Here is a 19,734-nt window from a genome sequence, read left to right as displayed (position 1 = left end):
GCATCTTGCCTTGTAAAGTGCTACTATAAGGAGTAATGACTAAATTTAGATAAGGAAATAGTTTATAATGAAAAATAAAAAAGAAGTCTATGGATTTCGTAAAAGCAAAGTTGCGAAAACGTTGTGTGGTGCTGTTTTAGGAACTGCTTTGATTGCTTTTGCAGACAAAGCAGTATTTGCTGATGAAGTTACAGAGACAACTAGTACAAGTACAGTTGAGGTAGCTACTACAGGAAATCCGGCTACAAATCTACCTGAAGCTCAGGGTGAAATGAGTCAAGTTGCCAAAGAAAGCCAAGCTAAGGCTGGTTCTAAAGACTCAGCTTTGCCAGTAGAAGTATCATCAGCTGATTTGGATAAAGCAGTTGCTGATGCAAAAGCTGCAGGAGTTAAGGTAGTTCAAGATGAAACAAAAGACAAAGGAACAGCCACAACTGCTACAGAGAATGCTCAAAAACAAGATGAAATTAAAAGCGACTATGCTAAACAGGCTGAAGAAGTAAAGAAAACAACTGAAGCATATAAAAAAGAAGTTGCAGCTCATCAGGCTGAAACAGATAAAATCAATGCTGAAAACAAAGCAGCGGATGACAAGTACCAAAAAGATCTAAAAAGCCATCAAGAAGAAGTTGAAAAAATCAACACTGCCAATGCTACAGCTAAAGCAGAGTATGAGGCTAAGCTAGCACAATATCAAAAAGATTTAGCAACTGTCAAAAAAGCAAACGAAGATAGTCAACAGGATTATCAAAATAAACTTTCAGCTTACCAGACAGAATTAGCTCGAGTACAAAAAGCTAATGCTGAAGCTAAAGAGGCTTATGATAAAGCAGTAAAAGAAAACACTGCGAAAAACGAAGCGCTTAAAGCTGAAAATGAAGCTATTAAACAGCGTAATGAAACTGCAAAAGCGAATTATGAAGCAGCAATGAAGCAGTATGAAGCAGACCTTGCAGCTATTAAGAAAGCTAAAGAGGATAATGATGCTGATTATCAAGCTAAATTAGCAGCTTATCAAACAGAGTTAGCTCGAGTACAAAAGGCTAATTCTGACGCAAAAGTAGCCTATGAAAAGGCTGTTGAAGAAAACACAGCTAAAAACAATGCTATCCAAGCTGAAAATGAAGCTATTAAACAACGAAATGAAACAGCCAAGGCAACTTATGAGGCTAAATTAGCACAATACGAAAAAGACTTGGCAGCAGTCAAACAAGCGAATGCAGCTAACGAAACAGACTACCAAACTAAGTTAGCGGCTTATCAGACAGAACTAGCTCGCGTTCAAAAAGCAAATGCTGATGCAAAAGCAGCTTATGAGAAGGCTGTTGAAGAAAACACAGCTAAAAATGCAGCGCTCCAAGCTGAAAACGAAGAAATCAAGCAACGGAATGCCGCGGCTAAAACTGACTATGAAGCAAAATTAGCTAAATATGAAGCTGATCTTGCCAAATATAAGAAAGAGTTGGCTGAGTATCCGGCTAAGTTGCAGGCTTATAAAGATGAGCAGGCTAAAATTAAGGCTGCCCTTGTAGAACTTGAAAACAATAAAGATCAAGATGGTTACTTGTCTAAGCCATCAGCTCAGAGTCTGGTTTATGACTTAGAATCGAATGCTCAACTGGACCTCAAAACGGAAGGAAAACTTCTTACAGCAGCAGCAGTTGATGAAGCTTTTAAGAAAGACACTGACCAATATGGTAAGAAAAATCTCCAGTTAGACAATCTTAATGTCAAGAACTTGGAGAACGGTGCAACCACTTCTTCAGTAGAATTGTATGGTAATATTGGAGACAAATCAGACTGGACGACCAATGTAGGAAATAAAACAGAGGTTAAATGGGGCTCTGTGCTTCTAGAACGTGGGCAAAGCGTAACTGCAACTTATACTAACCTTCAAAATTCATACTACAACGGTAAAAAGATTTCCAAGATTGTTTACAAATATACTGTAGATCCTTCTTCGCAATTTAAAAATCCTACTGGAAAAGTTTGGTTGGGAATCTTTAGTGACCCAACTTTGGGAGTCTTTGCTTCTGCTTACACTGGTGATGTTGAAAAAGGTACTTCAATTTTCATTAAAAATGAATTTACCTTCTATGATGAAAATGACCAACCAATTAATTTTGACAATGCTCTTCTTTCAGTAGCCTCACTTAACCGTGAGCATAACTCTATTGAGATGGCTAAGGATTATAGTGGTACTTTTATCAAAATCTCAGGTTCATCCATCGGTGAAAAAAATGGCATGATTTATGCTACCAAAACCCTCAATTTTAGAAAAGATCAGGGTGGATCTCGTTGGACTATGTATCCTAGAGCAAATGAACCTGGTTCAGGTTGGGATTCATCAGATGCACCAAACTCTTGGTACGGTGCAGGTGCTATTAGTATGTCTGGATCTACGAATCATGTTACAGTTGGTGCAACATCTGCTACCAATGTGATGTCTGTAGCAGAAATGCCTCAAGTACCTGGAAGAGACAATACCGAAGGTAAAAGACCAAACATCTGGTACTCGCTCAATGGTAAGATTCGTGCCGTTAACGTTCCGAAAATTACAAAAGAAAAACCAACTCCACCGGTAGCACCAACTGAACCGCAAGCTCCTACTTATGAAGTGGAAAAACCATTGGAACCAGCTCCAGTAGCACCAAACTATGAAAATGAGCCAACTCCACCGGTTAAGACTCCAGATCAGCCAGACCCATCAAAACCGGAAGAGCCAACATATGAGACAGAGAAACCGTTGGAACCAGCTCCAGTAGCACCAAACTACGAAAATGAGCCAACACCACCGGTAAAAACTCCAGATCAACCAGAGCCATCAAAACCGGAAGAGCCAAACTATGAGACAGAAAAACCATTGGAACCAGCTCCAGTAGCACCAAGCTATGAAAATGAGCCAACTCCACCAGTTAAGACTCCAGATCAACCAGAGCCATCAAAACCAGAAGAGCCAAATTATGATCCATTGCCAACTCCGCCTGTAGCACCAACTCCTAAACAGTTACCAACTCCTCCAGCGGTGCCGACAGTACACTTCCATTATAGTAGCCTGATGGCGCAACCTCAAATTAATAAAGAAATTAAGAATGAGGATGGAGTAGATATCGATCGTACTCTAGTTGCTAAGCAGTCTGTAGTGAAGTTTGAGTTAAAAACAGAAGCTTTAACTGCAGGACGTCCAAAAACAACTTCGTTTGTGTTGGTAGATCCACTTCCAACTGGCTATCAGTTTGATTTGGAAGCAACCAAGGCTGCAAGCAAAGGTTTTGAAACAAGCTATGATAAAGCTAGTCACACTGTAACCTTTAAGGCTACTGAGGAGACCTTGGCTGCTTTCAATGCAGATTTGACAAAATCCTTTGAGACTCTATATCCAACTGTTGTTGGTCGTGTCTTGAATGATGGGGCAACTTATACAAATAACTTTACATTGACAGTCAACGACGCCTACGGTGTTAAGTCAAACATTGTTCGTGTAACGACTCCAGGTAAACCAAATGATCCTGACAATCCAAATAACAACTACATCAAGCCTTTGAAAGTTAACAAGAACAAGCAAGGTGTAAATATTGATGGTAAAGAGGTTCTAGCTGGTTCAACGAACTACTATGAACTTACATGGGATTTGGACCAATACAAGGGAGATAAATCTTCTAAAGAAGCGATTCAAAATGGTTTCTACTATGTGGATGATTATCCAGAAGAAGCCTTAACCCTTCAACCAGAATTGGTTAAGATCCGTGATCTAGAGGGCAACCTTGTATCAGGTATCAGTGTTCAACAATTTGATAGTTTAGAAGCTGCGCCTAAGAAGGTCCAAGAGCTGTTGAAGAAAGCCAACATCAATGTTAAAGGTGCTTTCCAACTCTTCTCAGCTGATAATCCAGCCGAATTCTACAAGAACTATGTAGCAGCAGGAAAATCATTGCTAATCACAGATCCGATGACAGTTAAACCTGAATTTGGTCAAACGGGTGGTAAGTATGAAAACAAAGCCTACCAAATTGATTTTGGAAATGGCTATGCTACAGAAGTAGTTGTCAACAACGTACCGAAAATCACACCGAAAAAAGATGTGACAATCAGTATGGATCCAAGTAGTGACAACATTGATGGCCAAACCATTCCGTTGAACCAGTACTTCAATTATCGTTTAATTGGTGGTTTGATTCCACAAAATCATTCTGAGGACTTAAATGACTATAGTTTTGTAGATGATTATGACCAAAAAGGTGATCAATACACTGGAAACTATAAAGTTCTTGCCAAGGTTGATATCCGATTGAAAGACGGTCGTGTTATCAAGGCAGGTACAGACTTAACAGCTGAAACACAGGTTGAACATGATCAAGATAAGGGAATGATTACAATTCGCTTCAAGGAAGAATTCCTTCAAGAGATTCAGTTGGATTCTCCATTCCAGGCTGAGACTTATATTCAAATGAAACGAATTGCTGTTGGAACTTTTGAAAATACCTATGTAAATACTGTAAACAAAGTTGCTTACGCTTCAAACACAGTTCGTACGACAACGCCAGAACCTAAGAAACCAGAGGAGCCAACAACTCCTACTCCAAATCCGAAAGGGAATCCTACTCTACCTCAAACAGGTACAAATGATTCAAGCTACATGCCGTATCTTGGTCTTGCAGCTTTAGTAGGAGTTTTAGGACTTGGTCAGTTGAAACGAAAAGAAGACGAAAGCAAGTAAGCTCTAAAAGTTAAATAGAAAAGAGGAACTTTGTTTCCTCTTTTTCTTGTTGTTTGAATTAAAAACGTTTCCTATCGATTTTGGCTCATAAAATCAACTAATTTATGATAAAATGGAAATAGAAAGTTGAGATTATGGGTTATTTTAAAAAATATAAATTTGATAAGTCACAGTTCAAGCTTGGTCTACGAACCTTTAAAACCGGAATTGCTGTTTTTTTAGTTCTCTTGATTTTTGGATTTTTTGGTTGGAAGGGACTTCAAATTGGGGCTTTGACAGCAGTCTTTAGTTTGAGAGAAAGCTTTGACAAGAGTGTCCATTTTGGGACATCACGCATTCTAGGAAACAGTATCGGAGGTTTCTACGCCCTTGTTTTCTTCCTTTTAAACACTCTATTTCAAGAAGCCTTTTGGGTGACCTTGCTGGTCGTTCCAATCTGCACCATGTTAACCATTATGACAAATGTCGCCATGAATAATAAGGCGGGAGTTATCGGCGGAGTTTCGGCAATGTTGATTATTACCCTATCGATACCGAGCGGGGAGACGATTTTGTACGTGTTTGCTCGTGTATTTGAAACTTTTATGGGTGTTTTTGTAGCAATACTCGTAAATTATGATATTGATCGTTTCAGAAATCTTTTAGAGAAAAAAAGAAAATAATGTTACATTTTGTGACATTATTAATTGACGTATGGATTTTTTTAGACTATAATAGACAGAAAGAAGGAAATTGTAAATGAAGGAAAAAGAATTTCGTCGAAATATGGCTGTTTTTCCTATCGGTAGTGTGATGAAGTTGACCGATCTATCGGCGCGTCAGATTCGTTATTATGAAGATCAAGAGTTGATAAAGCCTGATCGAAACGAAGGGAACCGTCGTATGTATTCTTTGAATGACATGGATCGGTTGCTTGAGATCAAAGATTATATCTCTGAAGGTTTCAATATCGCTGCCATTAAGAAGAAATATGCTGAGCGTGAGGCGAAATCCAAGAAAGCAGTGAGCCCAACGGAAGTGCGTCGTGCGCTTCATAATGAGCTCCTCCAGCAGGGACGCTTTGCTTCAGCGCAGTCGCCTTTTGGTCGCGGTTAGGCAATCGCAAGTAGTCAAAAATTAAGGAGTAAACACATGCCAATCACAGCTGCAGATATTCGTCGTGAAGTCAAGGAAAAAAATGTTACCTTTATCCGTCTCATGTTTTCAGATATTCTGGGAACCATGAAAAACGTCGAAATTCCTGCTACAGATGAACAGTTAGATAAGGTCTTGTCAAACAAAGCCATGTTTGATGGCTCTTCTATTGAAGGTTTTGTACGTATCAATGAGTCAGATATGTACTTGTACCCAGACTTGGATACATGGACAGTCTTCCCTTGGGGAGATGAAAATGGAAGTGTTGCAGGTTTAATCTGTGATGTTTATACAACAGAAGGTGAGCCATTTGCAGGTGACCCTCGTGGCAACCTCAAACGTGCTCTTCATCACATGGAGGAAGTAGGATTCAAATCCTTCAACCTTGGACCAGAGCCAGAATTCTTCCTATTTAAGTTGGATGAAAATGGGGACCCGACACTTGAAGTGAATGACAAGGGTGGCTACTTTGATTTGGCGCCTACTGACCTTGCGGACAATACGCGTCGTGAGATTGTGAATGTCTTGACTAAAATGGGATTTGAAGTGGAAGCGAGTCACCACGAGGTTGCGGTTGGACAACATGAAATTGACTTCAAGTATGATGAAGTCCTCCGTGCCTGTGACAAGATTCAAATCTTTAAACTTGTTGTTAAAACCATCGCCCGCAAACATGGTCTTTACGCAACCTTTATGGCGAAACCAAAATTTGGTATTGCTGGATCAGGTATGCACTGTAATATGTCCTTGTTTGATGAGAATGGGAATAACGCCTTCTTTGATCCAAACGATCCAAAGGGAATGCAGTTGTCTGAAACAGCCTACCATTTCCTTGGTGGTTTGATCAAGCATGCTTATAACTATACTGCCATCATGAACCCAACGGTTAACTCCTACAAACGTTTGGTTCCTGGTTATGAAGCGCCAGTTTACATTGCTTGGGCTGGTCGTAACCGCTCGCCACTAGTTCGTGTACCAGCTTCACGTGGTATGGGAACTCGTCTTGAGTTGCGTTCAGTGGATCCAATGGCAAACCCATATATCGCTATGGCTGTTCTTTTGGAGGTTGGTTTGCATGGTATTGAAAACAAAATCGAAGCACCAGCTCCTATCGAAGAAAATATCTACATCATGACAGCAGAAGAGCGCAAGGAAGCTGGTATTACAGACCTTCCATCAACGCTTCACAACGCTTTGAAAGCTTTGACAGAAGATGAAGTTGTCAGAGCGGCTCTTGGAGAACATATCTATACGAGCTTCCTTGAAGCCAAACGAATCGAATGGGCAAGTTATGCAACCTTCGTTTCACAATGGGAAATTGATAATTATCTTGATTTGTATTAATAGCAGAAAAGAGGTTGTCCGAATGGGCAATCTTTTTTATTTTTTGCAATGTTATAAAAGTATTTTGATGCAAATATTAGTATAGGTAATATAGGCAATTCATATTTCTTGGCTTGCTTACAATTATGCATAGTAAATGGGAATATTCTGACAAATCTCAGAAAACGAAATTAAGTTTATGATTAGAAAAACTTTACAATGATGGTATTTAATGGGATTTTCTACTTTTTTAAAAAATTTACTATCTGACAACTTATTACTTGTATAAATGAATAGTAAATGTTAAAATATCATTTGAAATGAATGAGTCGCAGTTTTTGTTTGATAGTATTAATATGTTATTTGCTAAAGACTTATTCGTTGTATTTTACTATTATAGGAAAGGAGATGTTATGCAAAAAGACAAGTGGTGGCTACCATTTTTAGCGGTGGGTGTCATCATAGGTTTAGCGGTGGGTTTGCTTTATTACACCAGACCCACTAAGGATGGAGTTATAGGTTCATCGTCAGTTTCGCAATCAACTTCTAGTGATAAGAACAATACGGCTTTGAGTTTAAAAGGTCAACAACTTCCAGAATTTAAAATGACCTCTCAAGATGGAAAATTGATTGCTATCTCGGAACTGTATGATAAACCTATGTTAGTTGTCGAATGGGCTAGTTGGTGTCCGCATTGCCAGAAACAACTACCCATTGTTCAGCAGATGTATGAAAAGTATGGAGATCAAATTCATTTTGTTCTTCTGAATATGAACGAACCAGGAAAAGAAACAAAGGAAACTGCTGATCAGTATATCAAAGAAAAAGGATATACTTTCCCCTATTATTATGACGAAGATCAGTCCGCAGCCGATCTTTTACAGGTTCAAACCATACCAAGTATGTATCTTGTGACAAAACAGCAACAGGTAAAGAATGTATTAGTAAATCATACCACTGCTGAAAATTTCTCGACAGAGTTACAAGAATTGCTAAACTAACATACATTCATTTCGGGAAAAAGGAGGAAGAAGAAATCACAATAGGATTTCAGAGAAAATTATGAGAGATTTCATTAAAAAGGTCTCCATTCTGTTTACGATTCTGTTTCTCTCTGTGCCATTAGGATTAGCTAGTTTACGTTTCGGTCGTGGTGCGGCTGATGAAACTGAGGTAATTCGAGTAGGAGATAATACGGAAATTATCCAGAATGGATGTTATCGTAAGATAAAGAAATCGGAGAAGACGCAATGGACAGTTCCACGTAAACCAATTGACTTGGTTATCCTGCAGGATGCCAGTGGATCATTTAGAAAAACGATTCCTAGTGTTAAGAATGCTTTGAAGCGTTTGACAACATATGTGAGTCCAGAACAATACAATGAGAACGATCCTCATCTAGTTAAGACTGGCGACTCTCGGACAACTGACCGCGTTTTCGTAGCTTCTTACCAAGGTTTGGATCAGGTGCGTTACTTTAATAATAACGATTTCAGTGGCAATCCTACAGATACATTTACCGATCCGAATACAACTGGTAAACACTATACCTATGGGAATAGCGGTTTAACAAGCGATCAAAATGAAATTCATAAATTCATTGATAATATTGCAGTTGATGGTGGAACTCCAACTGTTCCAGCCATTCAAGATACGATCGCTCAGTACAACAGTGTCAAAGGGAATATGGAAAACGGTCGTAAGACAGTCTTCCTCCTGGTAACGGATGGAGTAGCCAATGGTTACCGTCTGCCAGGGTCTAACACAGTTGTAATGGATAAGAGCTATACAAGAACGTGGGATATCCATAGTGCTTGGGGAGTAGATAGCTATCCAGAAGCAGCTCAAGATATTACTGGTCGTGCCAATGAGTTGAGAGATGCAGGTAACCAGCTGAAAGCAGCGGTTGGTTCAGAAGGTTCTGTGGTTGTAGGTTTCTGGGAACGTGTTGATAATTTCACTGAACCATATTATCAATATGGTCCAGCTTATCTAAATGGTTTCGGTAACACTATTAATATTGGGGACAACCGTTCAGTGCAAGCCATCTTCCACGACGCACTTCAATCGATGGCTTCACCAGATAAGGTTGTGAACGGAAAGAACGTTTCCTTCTATGTTAATGAACAGAATAACATTGATGTGTTCTCACAAAAGATTTTAGAATCTGTAGCTGCAGCGTTGATCAAGGAAGACATCAAGGGTGAGTTCACTGTTACACCTGGGTATAAGGTGGATGCTGTTCGAATCAATGGCAAGACTGTTGTTGAAAAAGTCACAGATCCATCAAAACAAATTCGTGGTCGAATCACCCAAGAAGGTGACAAGGTTACAATCTATGTACCTGATAGTGTCTTCAATCCAGGTAATAACAGTTTCGACTATGATTTGAGTAAGGAAGCTCGTGCTCCTGAAACGAATGAAGAGGATGAAGTTGATCCGCCGGCTGATTATAAACCTGTAAACGAACAAGTTACAGTTCCTGAGTTGACTGGTGTCTTCAAGACGGGTGAGTATACAACTCAACAAATAGGTGGACGTAATGAAACAGTTGAAGTTCAAAAACTCGAGTACTGTTACCCAAGTGTCACTAAGAAAATTACCGACGCAGATAAGAGTAATGACTTGGGAGAAATTGATGACCCGCTTGGTTTAACAAAGAAAAAAGCCTATTCTGCACAATTGTCAGACAAGGCAGAGGAGTTCACCTATACTCTTGATTACAACTTCAATAACGTAGCCTACGAATTTGAAAAGAACGTCATGTTGACAGACCCACTTGACTACCGTTTGGAAGTAGTTGAAAGTTCAGCTACTGGACCAAATGGAGAAAAATGGGCCACTCGTGTCGTGAAACAAAATGACGATCTTGGAAACGAACGTGATGTTGTTGTTGCTGATGTTCCTGCTAAAGGATCCAACTATAATTACTTGGTATTGAAGAAAGCTCAAATGACCATCAAGGTTCGTTTGAAAGAACAATACCGTAAGAATCAAGCAAGCAAAGAATTCATGGCCCTTCTTCAGGATAATGATGGATTCGGTTTGCTGAACCAGGGTAATATCATGTGGAATGGTGATGACAATCAACCAAACCAAGATGCGCATGCCAAGACAGATTCTAAACCAAGTACAATTCGACGCTCAAACCCAGTCTATGTCAAACCACCAGTTGTAACAGAAATTACGAAGAAGGTTAATGACAAAGAACATGAAGATTTGAAGGCGGAAGAGGAACTCTTTGAGTACAAAGTGACTGTTCCATGGCCAGGCATTGCAGATACATTCAGCCTTACAGATACAGTTGTTTCAGAGTTGGAAGTTCAGGCAGATAGCTTGAATGTAAAACTTGGTGAAAAAGATAATGATGAGTTGAAAGCTGCTACAAAAGTTGAAGGCCAAACTGTTTCACTGACACTTGATAAAACTCAACTCGAAAAAATCTCACGTAAGGTAACGCGTCGTAAGACTAAAGATGTTCAAAACCTTGAATTGACCTTCAAGGCTAAGATTCGTCCGGGTGCTGACCTTTCTAAATATAAGGAAGATGGTCAAATTAAAGTACCTAACACGGCAGATGTTGCCTTGAATGATATCAAGAAAACATCGAATAAAGTAACGGTTACACCACCAAAACCAAAAGAACCTTCTATTGATAAGAAGATTAATGAAAACTTGGATACATTCCAAACATTTGATGGGCAACCATACAACTACAACATTACAACGGCAGTACCAAGTGATGTTGCTAATTACAAGAAATTTGTGATTCGTGATACACTAGATGCTAATTTGGAACTTGCAGGCGACGTAAGTATTAAAGGTTCTGCAGCGACCCTCTTTGATATCCACACCAATGGCCAAGAGATTACGGCAAGGGTGAAGGATGGTCAGTTTGGTGAACTTGCAAAATACTCAACTGTTGAACTAGTAATTCCTGCAAAAGTTAAAAATGGTGTGACAGGTACAACCATTGAAAACAAGGCTTCTATTTCCTTTACAAATGAGAATAATGTAGAGAAAGAAGTTAAATCGAAACCTGTCACCGTAACGCCACCTCCTGTAACGAAGAAGATAAATGAAACCCTTGAACACTTAGATATCGCAACAGGTCAAGCGTATAACTACAACATTAAGACAAAACTTCCAACAGATATTACAGATTACAAGAAATTTGTGATTACAGATACACTTGAAGGAGATTTGTCAGTTATCAATGAAACTTCAAGCAAACCAGTTATCAAAGGAGGAGCAGCAGCCTTCTTCGATGTAACAGTTGAGGGTCAAACCGTGACTGCAACGATGAAGGACTTTGCGAACGCTTCAGCTCTGGCTGGTCAAGAAGTGGAATTGATTATTCCGGCTAAGATCAATGATGGAGTGACTCGTATCAACATTCCAAATACTGCGAAGTTCAGCTTCACAGATAAGAACGATCATAGCGGAGAAAAAGAAACGAAACCGGTAACCGTAACGCCTCCATCAGAACCAGGTGTTGATAAGAAAATCAACGAAACACTGACAGAGGCAACCATCGGGGCAGAAACCGACTTTACTTATAATATCAAAGCGAAATTGCCAAATGATATTATAACATACAAGTCCTTCGTTGTAACAGATACCTTGGATGAGAACTTGACTCCAGGTCAAGCTGAAATCAAGGGAGCGGCCGCGAAATTCTTCGATGTAACAGTTCAAGGTCAAACCGTGACTGCAACTATGAAAGATTTTGCGAATGCGGGTGACTTTGGTAACCAAGAAGTAGAACTCGTGATTCATGCCAAAGTGAAGAAAGACTCAAAAGTTCCATCTATTGAGAACAAAGCTAAGATTACTTATACCAACAAGAATGACCAACAAGGTGAGAAAGAAACCAAGCCGGTCACTGTTACTCCACCACCAATCACTAAGAAGGTGAATGGTCAGGAACATGCAGATCTTGGTAAGTTATCAGAAGTCTTCACTTATACGATTGAGTCAACAGTTCCACATGTGGCAGATACCTTCACCATTTCAGATGATATCGTCAAAGAATTGGCATTTGAAGGGGAAGCAACTGTCACTGTTGATGGACAAGCTGTTCAAGACCTCACTGTGAAAACAGAAGGTCAAACATTGACAGTCACATTTGGTAAAGAGCAAGTGAAACAATATGCTGGTAAAGCTGTACAAGTTTCATTCAATGCCAAGATTAAAGACGGCATCACTTTCGATTCTCTCTTGACTGCTTATCCAAATGAAGCAAAAGACAAGCCAGTAGTACCAAATACTGCTAGCTACATCATTAATGACAATCCAGATTCTAAGAAAGAATCAAAACCAGTCACTGTCACTCCACCGCCAACAACAACTCCAGAGCTTAAGAAGGAAGTAAACGGAGCAGGACGTTACGATCTTGCAAAACGTAATGAAGAATTTACTTATACTTTGAAAACAACAATGCCTGCCAATGCAACTGTGTTTGAGATGACAGACGAGTTGAAAGAAGTTCTAGAATTTGTTGGTGAGAATGCTTCAGCTACTGTTAAACTTGATGGTGAGGATGCAGGATCTAAGGCGACAGTTACACTTTCTGGTCAGGTAATCAAAGTTGCCTTTACAGAAGCTTCTGTAAAAGCAGATGCTGGTAAGTCTATTGAAGTGAATTTCAAGGCTAAGATTAGAGATAATGCCAACTTGTCAGCTTATGTGACTAAAGATGGTAAGACTGAGATTCCAAACAAGGCTTCTTACGACATCGATCACAATCCGAAATATCACAAGGATTCAAATGAAGTCCCAGTAACGCCACCAACACCAGAAGAGCCAGAAATCAAGAAAGATGTGAACGGCAAAGAAGCTGAAACTCTCGCAAAACGCGACCAAGTCTTCACTTACAACGTGAAAACAAGTGTAGCGCAAGATGCGACAGCCTTCTCAGTCACAGATACACTAGTAGACGTTCTTGAATTCGCAGGAACTTCAAGTGCTAAATTGAATGGTCAGGCCCTTGATGCAAGTCAAATCAAGGTAGAAGGTCAAACCATTACCTTGACCCTTACAGAAGAGCAAGTGAAAGCCAATGGCGGTCAAGCAGTTGAATTAACATTCGACGCTAAGATCAAAGCCGGCGCGAACTTGTCTGCGTATGTGAAGGAAGACGGCCGTACACAGATTCCGAATAAGGCTTCTTATGACGCAAGCTTCCCACACAAACCAGGAGTGCACAAGGACTCTAACGAAGTCCCAGTAACGCCACCAACACCAGAAGAGCCAGAAATCAAGAAAGATGTGAACGGCAAAGAAGCTGAAACTCTCGCAAAACGCGATGAAGTCTTCACATATAATGTGAAAACAAGTGTAGCGCAAGATGCGACAGCCTTCAGCGTAACCGATAAGATCGAAGATGTTCTTGAATTCGCCGGAACTTCAAGTGCTAAATTGAATGGTCAAGCCCTTGATGCAAGTCAAATCAAGGTAGAAGGTCAAACCATTACCTTGACTCTTACAGAAGAACAAGTGAAAGCCAATGGCGGTCAAGCAGTTGAATTAACATTCGACGCGAAGATCAAAGCCGGCGCGAACTTGTCTGCGTATGTGAAGGAAGACGGCCGTACACAGATTCCGAATAAGGCTTCTTATGACGCAAGCTTCCCACACAAACCAGGTGTGCACAAGGACTCTAACGAAGTCCCAGTAACGCCTCCAACACCAGAAGAGCCAGAAATCAAGAAAGATGTTAATGGTAAGGCAGAAGAAACTCTCGCAAAACGTGATGAAGTCTTCACATATAATGTGAAAACAACAGTAGCGCAAGATGCGACAGCCTTCAGCGTAACCGATAAAATCGAAGATGTTCTTGAATTCGCAGGAACTTCAAGTGCTAAATTGAATGGTCAAGCGCTTGATGCAAGTCAAATCAAGGTAGAGGGTCAAACCATTACCTTGACGCTTAAAGAAGAACAAGTGAAAGCCAATGGCGGTCAAGCAGTTGAATTAACATTCGACGCGAAGATCAAAGCCGGCGCGAACTTGTCTGCTTATGTAACAGAAGATAAGTCAATCAAGGTTCCGAATAAGGCTTCTTATGACGCAAGCTTCCCACATAAACCAGGAGTGCATAAGGATTCTAACGAAGTCCCAGTAACGCCACCGACACCAGAAGAGCCAGAAATCAAGAAAGATGTGAATGGCAAAGAAGCTGAAACTCTTGGCAAACGCGATCAAGTCTTCACATATAATGTGAAAACAAGTGTAGCGCAAGATGCGACAGCTTTCTCAGTCACAGATACCCTAGTGGACGTTCTTGAATTCGCAGGAACTTCAAGTGCTAAATTGAATGGTCAAGCCCTTGATGCAAGTCAAATCAAGGTAGAGGGTCAAACCATTACCTTGACACTTACAGAAGAACAAGTGAAAGCCAATGGCGGTCAAGCAGTTGAATTAACATTCGACGCGAAGATCAAAGCCGGCGCGAACTTGTCTGCTTACCTATCAGAAGATAAGACTGTGAAAGTTCCTAACAAGGCAGCTTACAAGGCAGATCTTCCAAACAAACCAGGCTTTACGAAAGACTCTAACGAAGTCCCAGTAACGCCACCAACACCAGAAGAGCCAGCAATCAAGAAAGATGTTAACGGTAAGGTAGAAGAAACTCTCGCAAAACGTGATGAAGTCTTCACATATAATGTGAAAACAAGTGTAGCGCAAGATGCGACAGCCTTCTCAGTCACAGATACCCTAGTAGACGTTCTTGAATTCGCAGGAACTTCAAGTGCTAAATTGAATGGTCAAGCCCTTGAGGCTAGCCAAATCAAGGTAGAGGGTCAAACCATTACCTTGACGCTTACAGAGGAACAAGTGAAAGCCAATGGCGGTCAAGCAGTTGAATTAACATTCGACGCGAAGATCAAAGCCGGCGCGAACTTGTCTGCTTATGTAACAGAAGATAAGTCAATCAAGGTTCCGAACAAGGCAGCTTACAAGGCAGATCTTCCAAACAAACCAGGCTTCATCAAGGATTCAAATGAAGTCCCAGTAACGCCACCAACACCAGAAGAGCCAGCAATCAAGAAAGATGTGAATGGCAAAGAAGCTGAAACTCTTGGCAAACGCGACCAAGTCTTCACTTACAACGTGAAAACAAGTGTAGCGCAAGATGCGACAGCCTTCTCAGTCACAGATACCCTAGTGGACGTTCTTGAATTCGTAGGAACTTCAAGTGCTAAATTGAATGGTCAAGCGCTTGAGGCTAGCCAAATCAAGGTAGAAGGTCAAACCATTACCTTGACTCTTACTGAAGAACAAGTCAAAGCCAATGGTGGTCAAGCAGTTGAATTAACTTTCGACGCTAAGATCAAAGCGGGTGCTAACTTGTCTGCTTATGAGAAGGAAGATGGAAGCACACAGATTCCAAACAAGGCAGCTTACAAGGTGGATCTTCCAAACAAACCAGGCTTCACTAAGGATTCAAATGAAGTTCCAGTAACGCCACCGACTCCAGAAGAGCCAGAAATCAAGAAAGATGTCAACACGAAAGCTGAAGAAACACTTGCTGATCGTGATCAAGTCTTCACCTACAACGTGAAAACAAGTGTTCCAACAGATGCGACAGTCTTCAGTGTAAGTGATACACTTGAATCTGTTCTTGATTATGCAGGTTCAGCAAACGCGAGCTTGAATGGTCAAGCGCTTGACGCTGGCCAAATCAAGGTAGAGGGTCAAACCATTACCTTGACTCTTACAGAAGAACAAGTCAAAGCCAATGGCGGTCAAGCAGTTGAATTGAGCTTCACTGCGAAGATTAAAGCGGGAGCTGATTTGACTCCATATCTAACAGATCGTGGATTCACTGTTCCAAATACAGCTTCTTATGACGCGAAGTTCCCACACAAACCAGGGCTACACAAAGATTCGAATAAAGTTCCGGTAATCGTTCCAAAAGAACCAGAACCAGAAATTTCTAAGAAGATTAATCGTACCTTGGACCACTTGGATGTGGAATACGACGCACCATACATGTATAATGTCAATACCACTTTGCCAAAAGATATTGATAAGTACAAAGAGTTCACAGTAACAGATACACTCGAACCGGTCTTGGCAATCGCTGATACACCAGTAGCTTATGTAGATGGACGTGATGCAAATGGTGCCCTTGAAACAAGTGTTGAAGGAAATACAGTCACTGTGAAAGTGAAAGATTTCGCTCGATTGAAAGGTTTCAAAGAAATCCAATTGTATATTCCAGCTAAACTCAAAGCGAATAGCGATTTGAAAGCTTATAAGGACCAATTGGTACCAAACAAAGCAACTGTCAACTTCAAGGATGCCAATGGTCAATCTGGTAACAAGGAAACAAAACCAGTAACGGTGAAACCGCGTGACCCAGAAAAACCAACAGATCCAACACCAGGTGAACCAGCTAAGTCTGTTGGACCAGAAGATGGATCTAAACCTGATAAAGACTACCACTTGCCAAACGCTTTAGATACCTTCCGCTTCGATATCACTACACCGGTTCCAACAGATCCAGTAGATGAAAACGGAAATGCTAAGAAGGATCAATACGGTCGTCTTATCAAGACAGACTTGACCAGCTTTACGATCACTGATGAAATCAATTCAGTCTTGAAAGTCAACAAAGACCGTATCGCTCTTAAAGTTGAAAATACTCAGTTTGACAAGATCAAAGCAGCTCTTCAAGCTCAACTTGATCAAGCAGAGAAAGAACTCAAAGCTTTGACAGGCAAGTCAACAGAAGAGACTTCAACAGAGACTGGTAAGAAGGAAGAACTCAAGGCAGCGGAAGCTAAAGTAGCTGAATTGAAAGCGAAGTTGGAAGCAGCTAAAGCAACACAACCAGCTAAACCAGCTAAAACTACAACACCAGCTACTCCAGCAACAGCTGCTGAAGAAACAACTCCAGCTACATCTGATTCTTCTGCAACAGAAGATAAGAAACCTGCAACTAGTGAGTCAAGTCAAGATCTTGCAAGCTTGGAAGCAGAGTTGAAAGCAGCTGAAGAAAACTTGGCTAAGCTTCAAGCGCCAGCTGAGAAAGAAGCAGAATTGGCACCAGCTGATAAAAAACAACAACAAGAGAAACTTGAAAATGAAATCAAGAAACTAAAAGAAGCTCAAACTAAGCTTCAAGCAGCTATTGATAAATTGAGTAAGGCTTCAAATGATCGTGGTGAATTAGTAGGTAAAGATTTAGAAGCAATTGCTACTGTTACTTACGATGAAACTAGCAATGTTGTGACTTTTGAAATCAGCGACAAGAATGTTCTTGAAGCCTTGAAGGGAAGTACCGTACGTCTTGTACTTTACACTAACTTCAAAGAAGGAACAGATTTAACACAATTCGCTACTGGTGTTCCTAATACAGCTACAGTAAGCTTTAATCATAATCCAAAACCAAAGACTACCAACAAAGTTGTGGTGTTCCCACCAACGCCACCAACACCAGAAAAACCACAAACTCCGCCACCAGGTGGAACCGTTCCTCCTGCAGAACCTAAGAAAACATTGCCAAATACAGGTTCTGAAGCTTCTTCAATCTTTGGAGTACTTGCAGCCCTTACTCTAGGACTTGCTGGACTTCTAGTTTGGAAGCGTAAAGCTGAACGTTAGTATCATATAGTAAGAGGAGAGTAGAAAATTTTACTCTTCTCCTTACTGTATATTGAAAGTGTTAAGGAAAGAATAATGAGTAGAAAAAAATTATTAAAGTTAGGAATTTCTATACTTGCTTTAAATGCACTTGGAGTAGCCACTTATCATGTAGCTCCCGACTTGTATCAAATTCCAACAGTGCATGCGGAAGAGACACCAGCGGAAGATGAAGAAATTCCAGATGGCCAAGAGCGAAGTATTGCAAATACTTTCAAAAGAATGCTTGATAGTATAGAATCTTCAATTAAGGATTTTACAGATAGTCCAAATGAGGATAATAAAGAACTCCTAGAGGGTGATGTAGAAGAAGCAAAGAATTTTTTTGAGACTGCAAAGAAGGCAATGAAGAGTCCAGAAGGTCAAAAAAGTTTTGCAGCGCTTGAAGCTCGCTACAATTCTTTAAAAGCTAAGGCTGAGGCGCTTCTCACTGGGGGAGAATTAAAAGAAGAACATCAAGAAGTCACAACTACTGAGGAGATTCCTTACCCATCTCGGACAGAAAACAATGCAGATCTCGCTGAAGGTACTCGAAAGGTAAAACAAGCGGGAGAAAAAGGTCAGAAGAAAGTTGTTTGGGATGTTACTTTGGTAAATGGCGTTGAGAAAAAACGTGATAGAAAGAGCCAAACAGTAATTAAAGAACCAGTAGAAGAAATCATCGAAGTTGGAACTAAGAAAACAGGTGTTGAAACCAAAGAAACAGTGACTATAGAGGAAAAAGTTGCTTTCAAAGAAGAAACGAAAGTAGACCCAGCACTGGATAAAGGTCAAACGCGTGTTGAAGAAGGTGAAGAAGGTATCGATGAAGTCACTTATGAAGTGACAAAAGTGGATGGTGTTGAAAAATCTCGTAAAGAAGTTTCACGCAAGACTAAGAAAGCTGCAAAAAACAAGGTTACCTATACAGGTGCGAAAGCAGTTGTAACTACTAAGGAAGTAACTAAAACTGAAGAAGTTGCCTTCCAGACTCGTGAGGTTGAAAATGCACTCTTAGCTGAAGGTGTTCGCCGAGTGAAAACAGCTGGCCAAAAAGGTGTTCGTATGATTGTTGAAACTGTCACTTACACTGACGGAGTAGAAACAGGTCGTGTTGAGAAATCAAACACAATCACTACTCCAGCAGTAGACGAAGTTGTCGAAGTTGGAACTAAGAAAGTAGTAGCTCCAGTTGTAACGACGAAGGAAGAAACAAAGACAGAAGAAGTTGCCTTCCAAACTAAGGAAGTCACAAATTCTGAACTTCCAGAAGGAACTCGTGTAGTGAAAACAGCTGGTAAGAAGGGTGTTCGCACCATCGTTTACACAGTTACCTACACAGACGGAGTAGAAACAGGTCGTGAGGTGAAATCAAACACAATCACTACTCCAGCAGTAGACGAAGTTGTCGAAGTTGGAACTAAGAAATTAGTAGCTCCAGTAGTTACAACGAAGGAAGAAACAAAGACAGAAGAAGTTGCCTTCCAAACTAAGGAAGTCACAAATTCTGAACTTCCAGAAGGAACTCGTGTAGTGAAAACAGCTGGTAAGAAGGGTGTTCGCACCATCGTTTACACAGTTACCTACACAGACGGCGTTGAAACAGGTCGTGAGGTGAAATCAAACACAATCACTACTCCAGCAGTAGACGAGATCGTTGAAGTAGGAACTAAGAAAGTAGTAGCTCCAGTAGTTACAACGAAGGAAGAAACAAAGACAGAAGAAGTTGCCTTCCAAACTAAGGAAGTCACAAATTCTGAACTTCCAGAAGGAACTCGTGTAGTAAAAGCTGCTGGTAAGAAGGGTGTTCGCACCATCGTTTACACAGTTACCTACACAGACGGAGTAGAAACAGGTCGTGTTGAGAAATCAAACACAATCACCACTCCAGCAGTAGATGAGATCGTTGAAGTAGGAACTAAGAAATT

7 protein-coding genes are annotated in these 19,734 nt (G+C 40.6%); all 7 read left to right on the top strand.

The genetic code is table 11. The annotated features are described in order from the left end of the window. Window positions 1–67: 67 nt before the first annotated feature. On the top strand, window positions 68–4,717 hold the full coding sequence (locus tag HMPREF8571_RS10110) for an antigen I/II family LPXTG-anchored adhesin (RefSeq protein ID WP_000791186.1): 4,650 nt from the start codon (window positions 68–70) through the stop codon (window positions 4,715–4,717). Window positions 4,718–4,851: 134 nt separating this feature from the next. Then, window positions 4,852–5,379: an FUSC family protein gene (locus tag HMPREF8571_RS10105; RefSeq protein WP_000540314.1), complete on the top strand. Its 528-nt coding sequence runs from the start codon at window positions 4,852–4,854 to the stop codon at window positions 5,377–5,379. Window positions 5,380–5,455: 76 nt separating this feature from the next. Then, window positions 5,456–5,812 (top strand): transcriptional repressor GlnR, encoded by a 357-nt coding sequence (gene glnR, locus HMPREF8571_RS10100; protein ID WP_000659541.1) that lies wholly within the window; start codon window positions 5,456–5,458, stop codon window positions 5,810–5,812. Between the two features lie 36 nt (window positions 5,813–5,848). Next, window positions 5,849–7,195: a type I glutamate--ammonia ligase gene (gene glnA / locus HMPREF8571_RS10095; protein WP_001122881.1), complete on the top strand. Its 1,347-nt coding sequence runs from the start codon at window positions 5,849–5,851 to the stop codon at window positions 7,193–7,195. 392 nt (window positions 7,196–7,587) lie between these two features. After that, complete coding sequence (locus HMPREF8571_RS10090) at window positions 7,588–8,175, top strand: TlpA family protein disulfide reductase (RefSeq protein ID WP_001168153.1); 588 nt, start codon at window positions 7,588–7,590, stop codon at window positions 8,173–8,175. Window positions 8,176–8,236: 61 nt separating this feature from the next. After that, window positions 8,237–17,788 (top strand): isopeptide-forming domain-containing fimbrial protein, encoded by a 9,552-nt coding sequence (locus tag HMPREF8571_RS10085; protein ID WP_001204254.1) that lies wholly within the window; start codon window positions 8,237–8,239, stop codon window positions 17,786–17,788. Between the two features lie 75 nt (window positions 17,789–17,863). Continuing rightward, window positions 17,864–19,734: G5 domain-containing protein (locus HMPREF8571_RS10080; RefSeq protein ID WP_000087618.1), on the top strand; the 1,871-nt coding region annotated here is incomplete at its 3' end.

The organism is Streptococcus mitis ATCC 6249, assembly GCF_000146585.1.
Taxonomy (GTDB): domain Bacteria; phylum Bacillota; class Bacilli; order Lactobacillales; family Streptococcaceae; genus Streptococcus; species Streptococcus mitis_AZ.
Note: the sequence above shows the minus strand (reverse complement) of the source record. Positions and strands in the feature narration are given on the sequence as shown.

Excerpts from the sequence above, each read along its gene's own strand:
- HMPREF8571_RS10090 (WP_001168153.1), top strand. The coding sequence starts at position 7,588 with ATGCAAAAAGACAAGTGGTGGCTACCATTTTTAGCGGTGGGTGTCATC.
- glnR (WP_000659541.1), top strand. The coding sequence starts at position 5,456 with ATGAAGGAAAAAGAATTTCGTCGAAATATGGCTGTTTTTCCTATCGGT.
- HMPREF8571_RS10110 (WP_000791186.1), top strand. The coding sequence starts at position 68 with ATGAAAAATAAAAAAGAAGTCTATGGATTTCGTAAAAGCAAAGTTGCG.
- glnA (WP_001122881.1), top strand. The coding sequence starts at position 5,849 with ATGCCAATCACAGCTGCAGATATTCGTCGTGAAGTCAAGGAAAAAAAT.
- HMPREF8571_RS10105 (WP_000540314.1), top strand. The coding sequence starts at position 4,852 with ATGGGTTATTTTAAAAAATATAAATTTGATAAGTCACAGTTCAAGCTT.
- HMPREF8571_RS10085 (WP_001204254.1), top strand. The coding sequence starts at position 8,237 with ATGAGAGATTTCATTAAAAAGGTCTCCATTCTGTTTACGATTCTGTTT.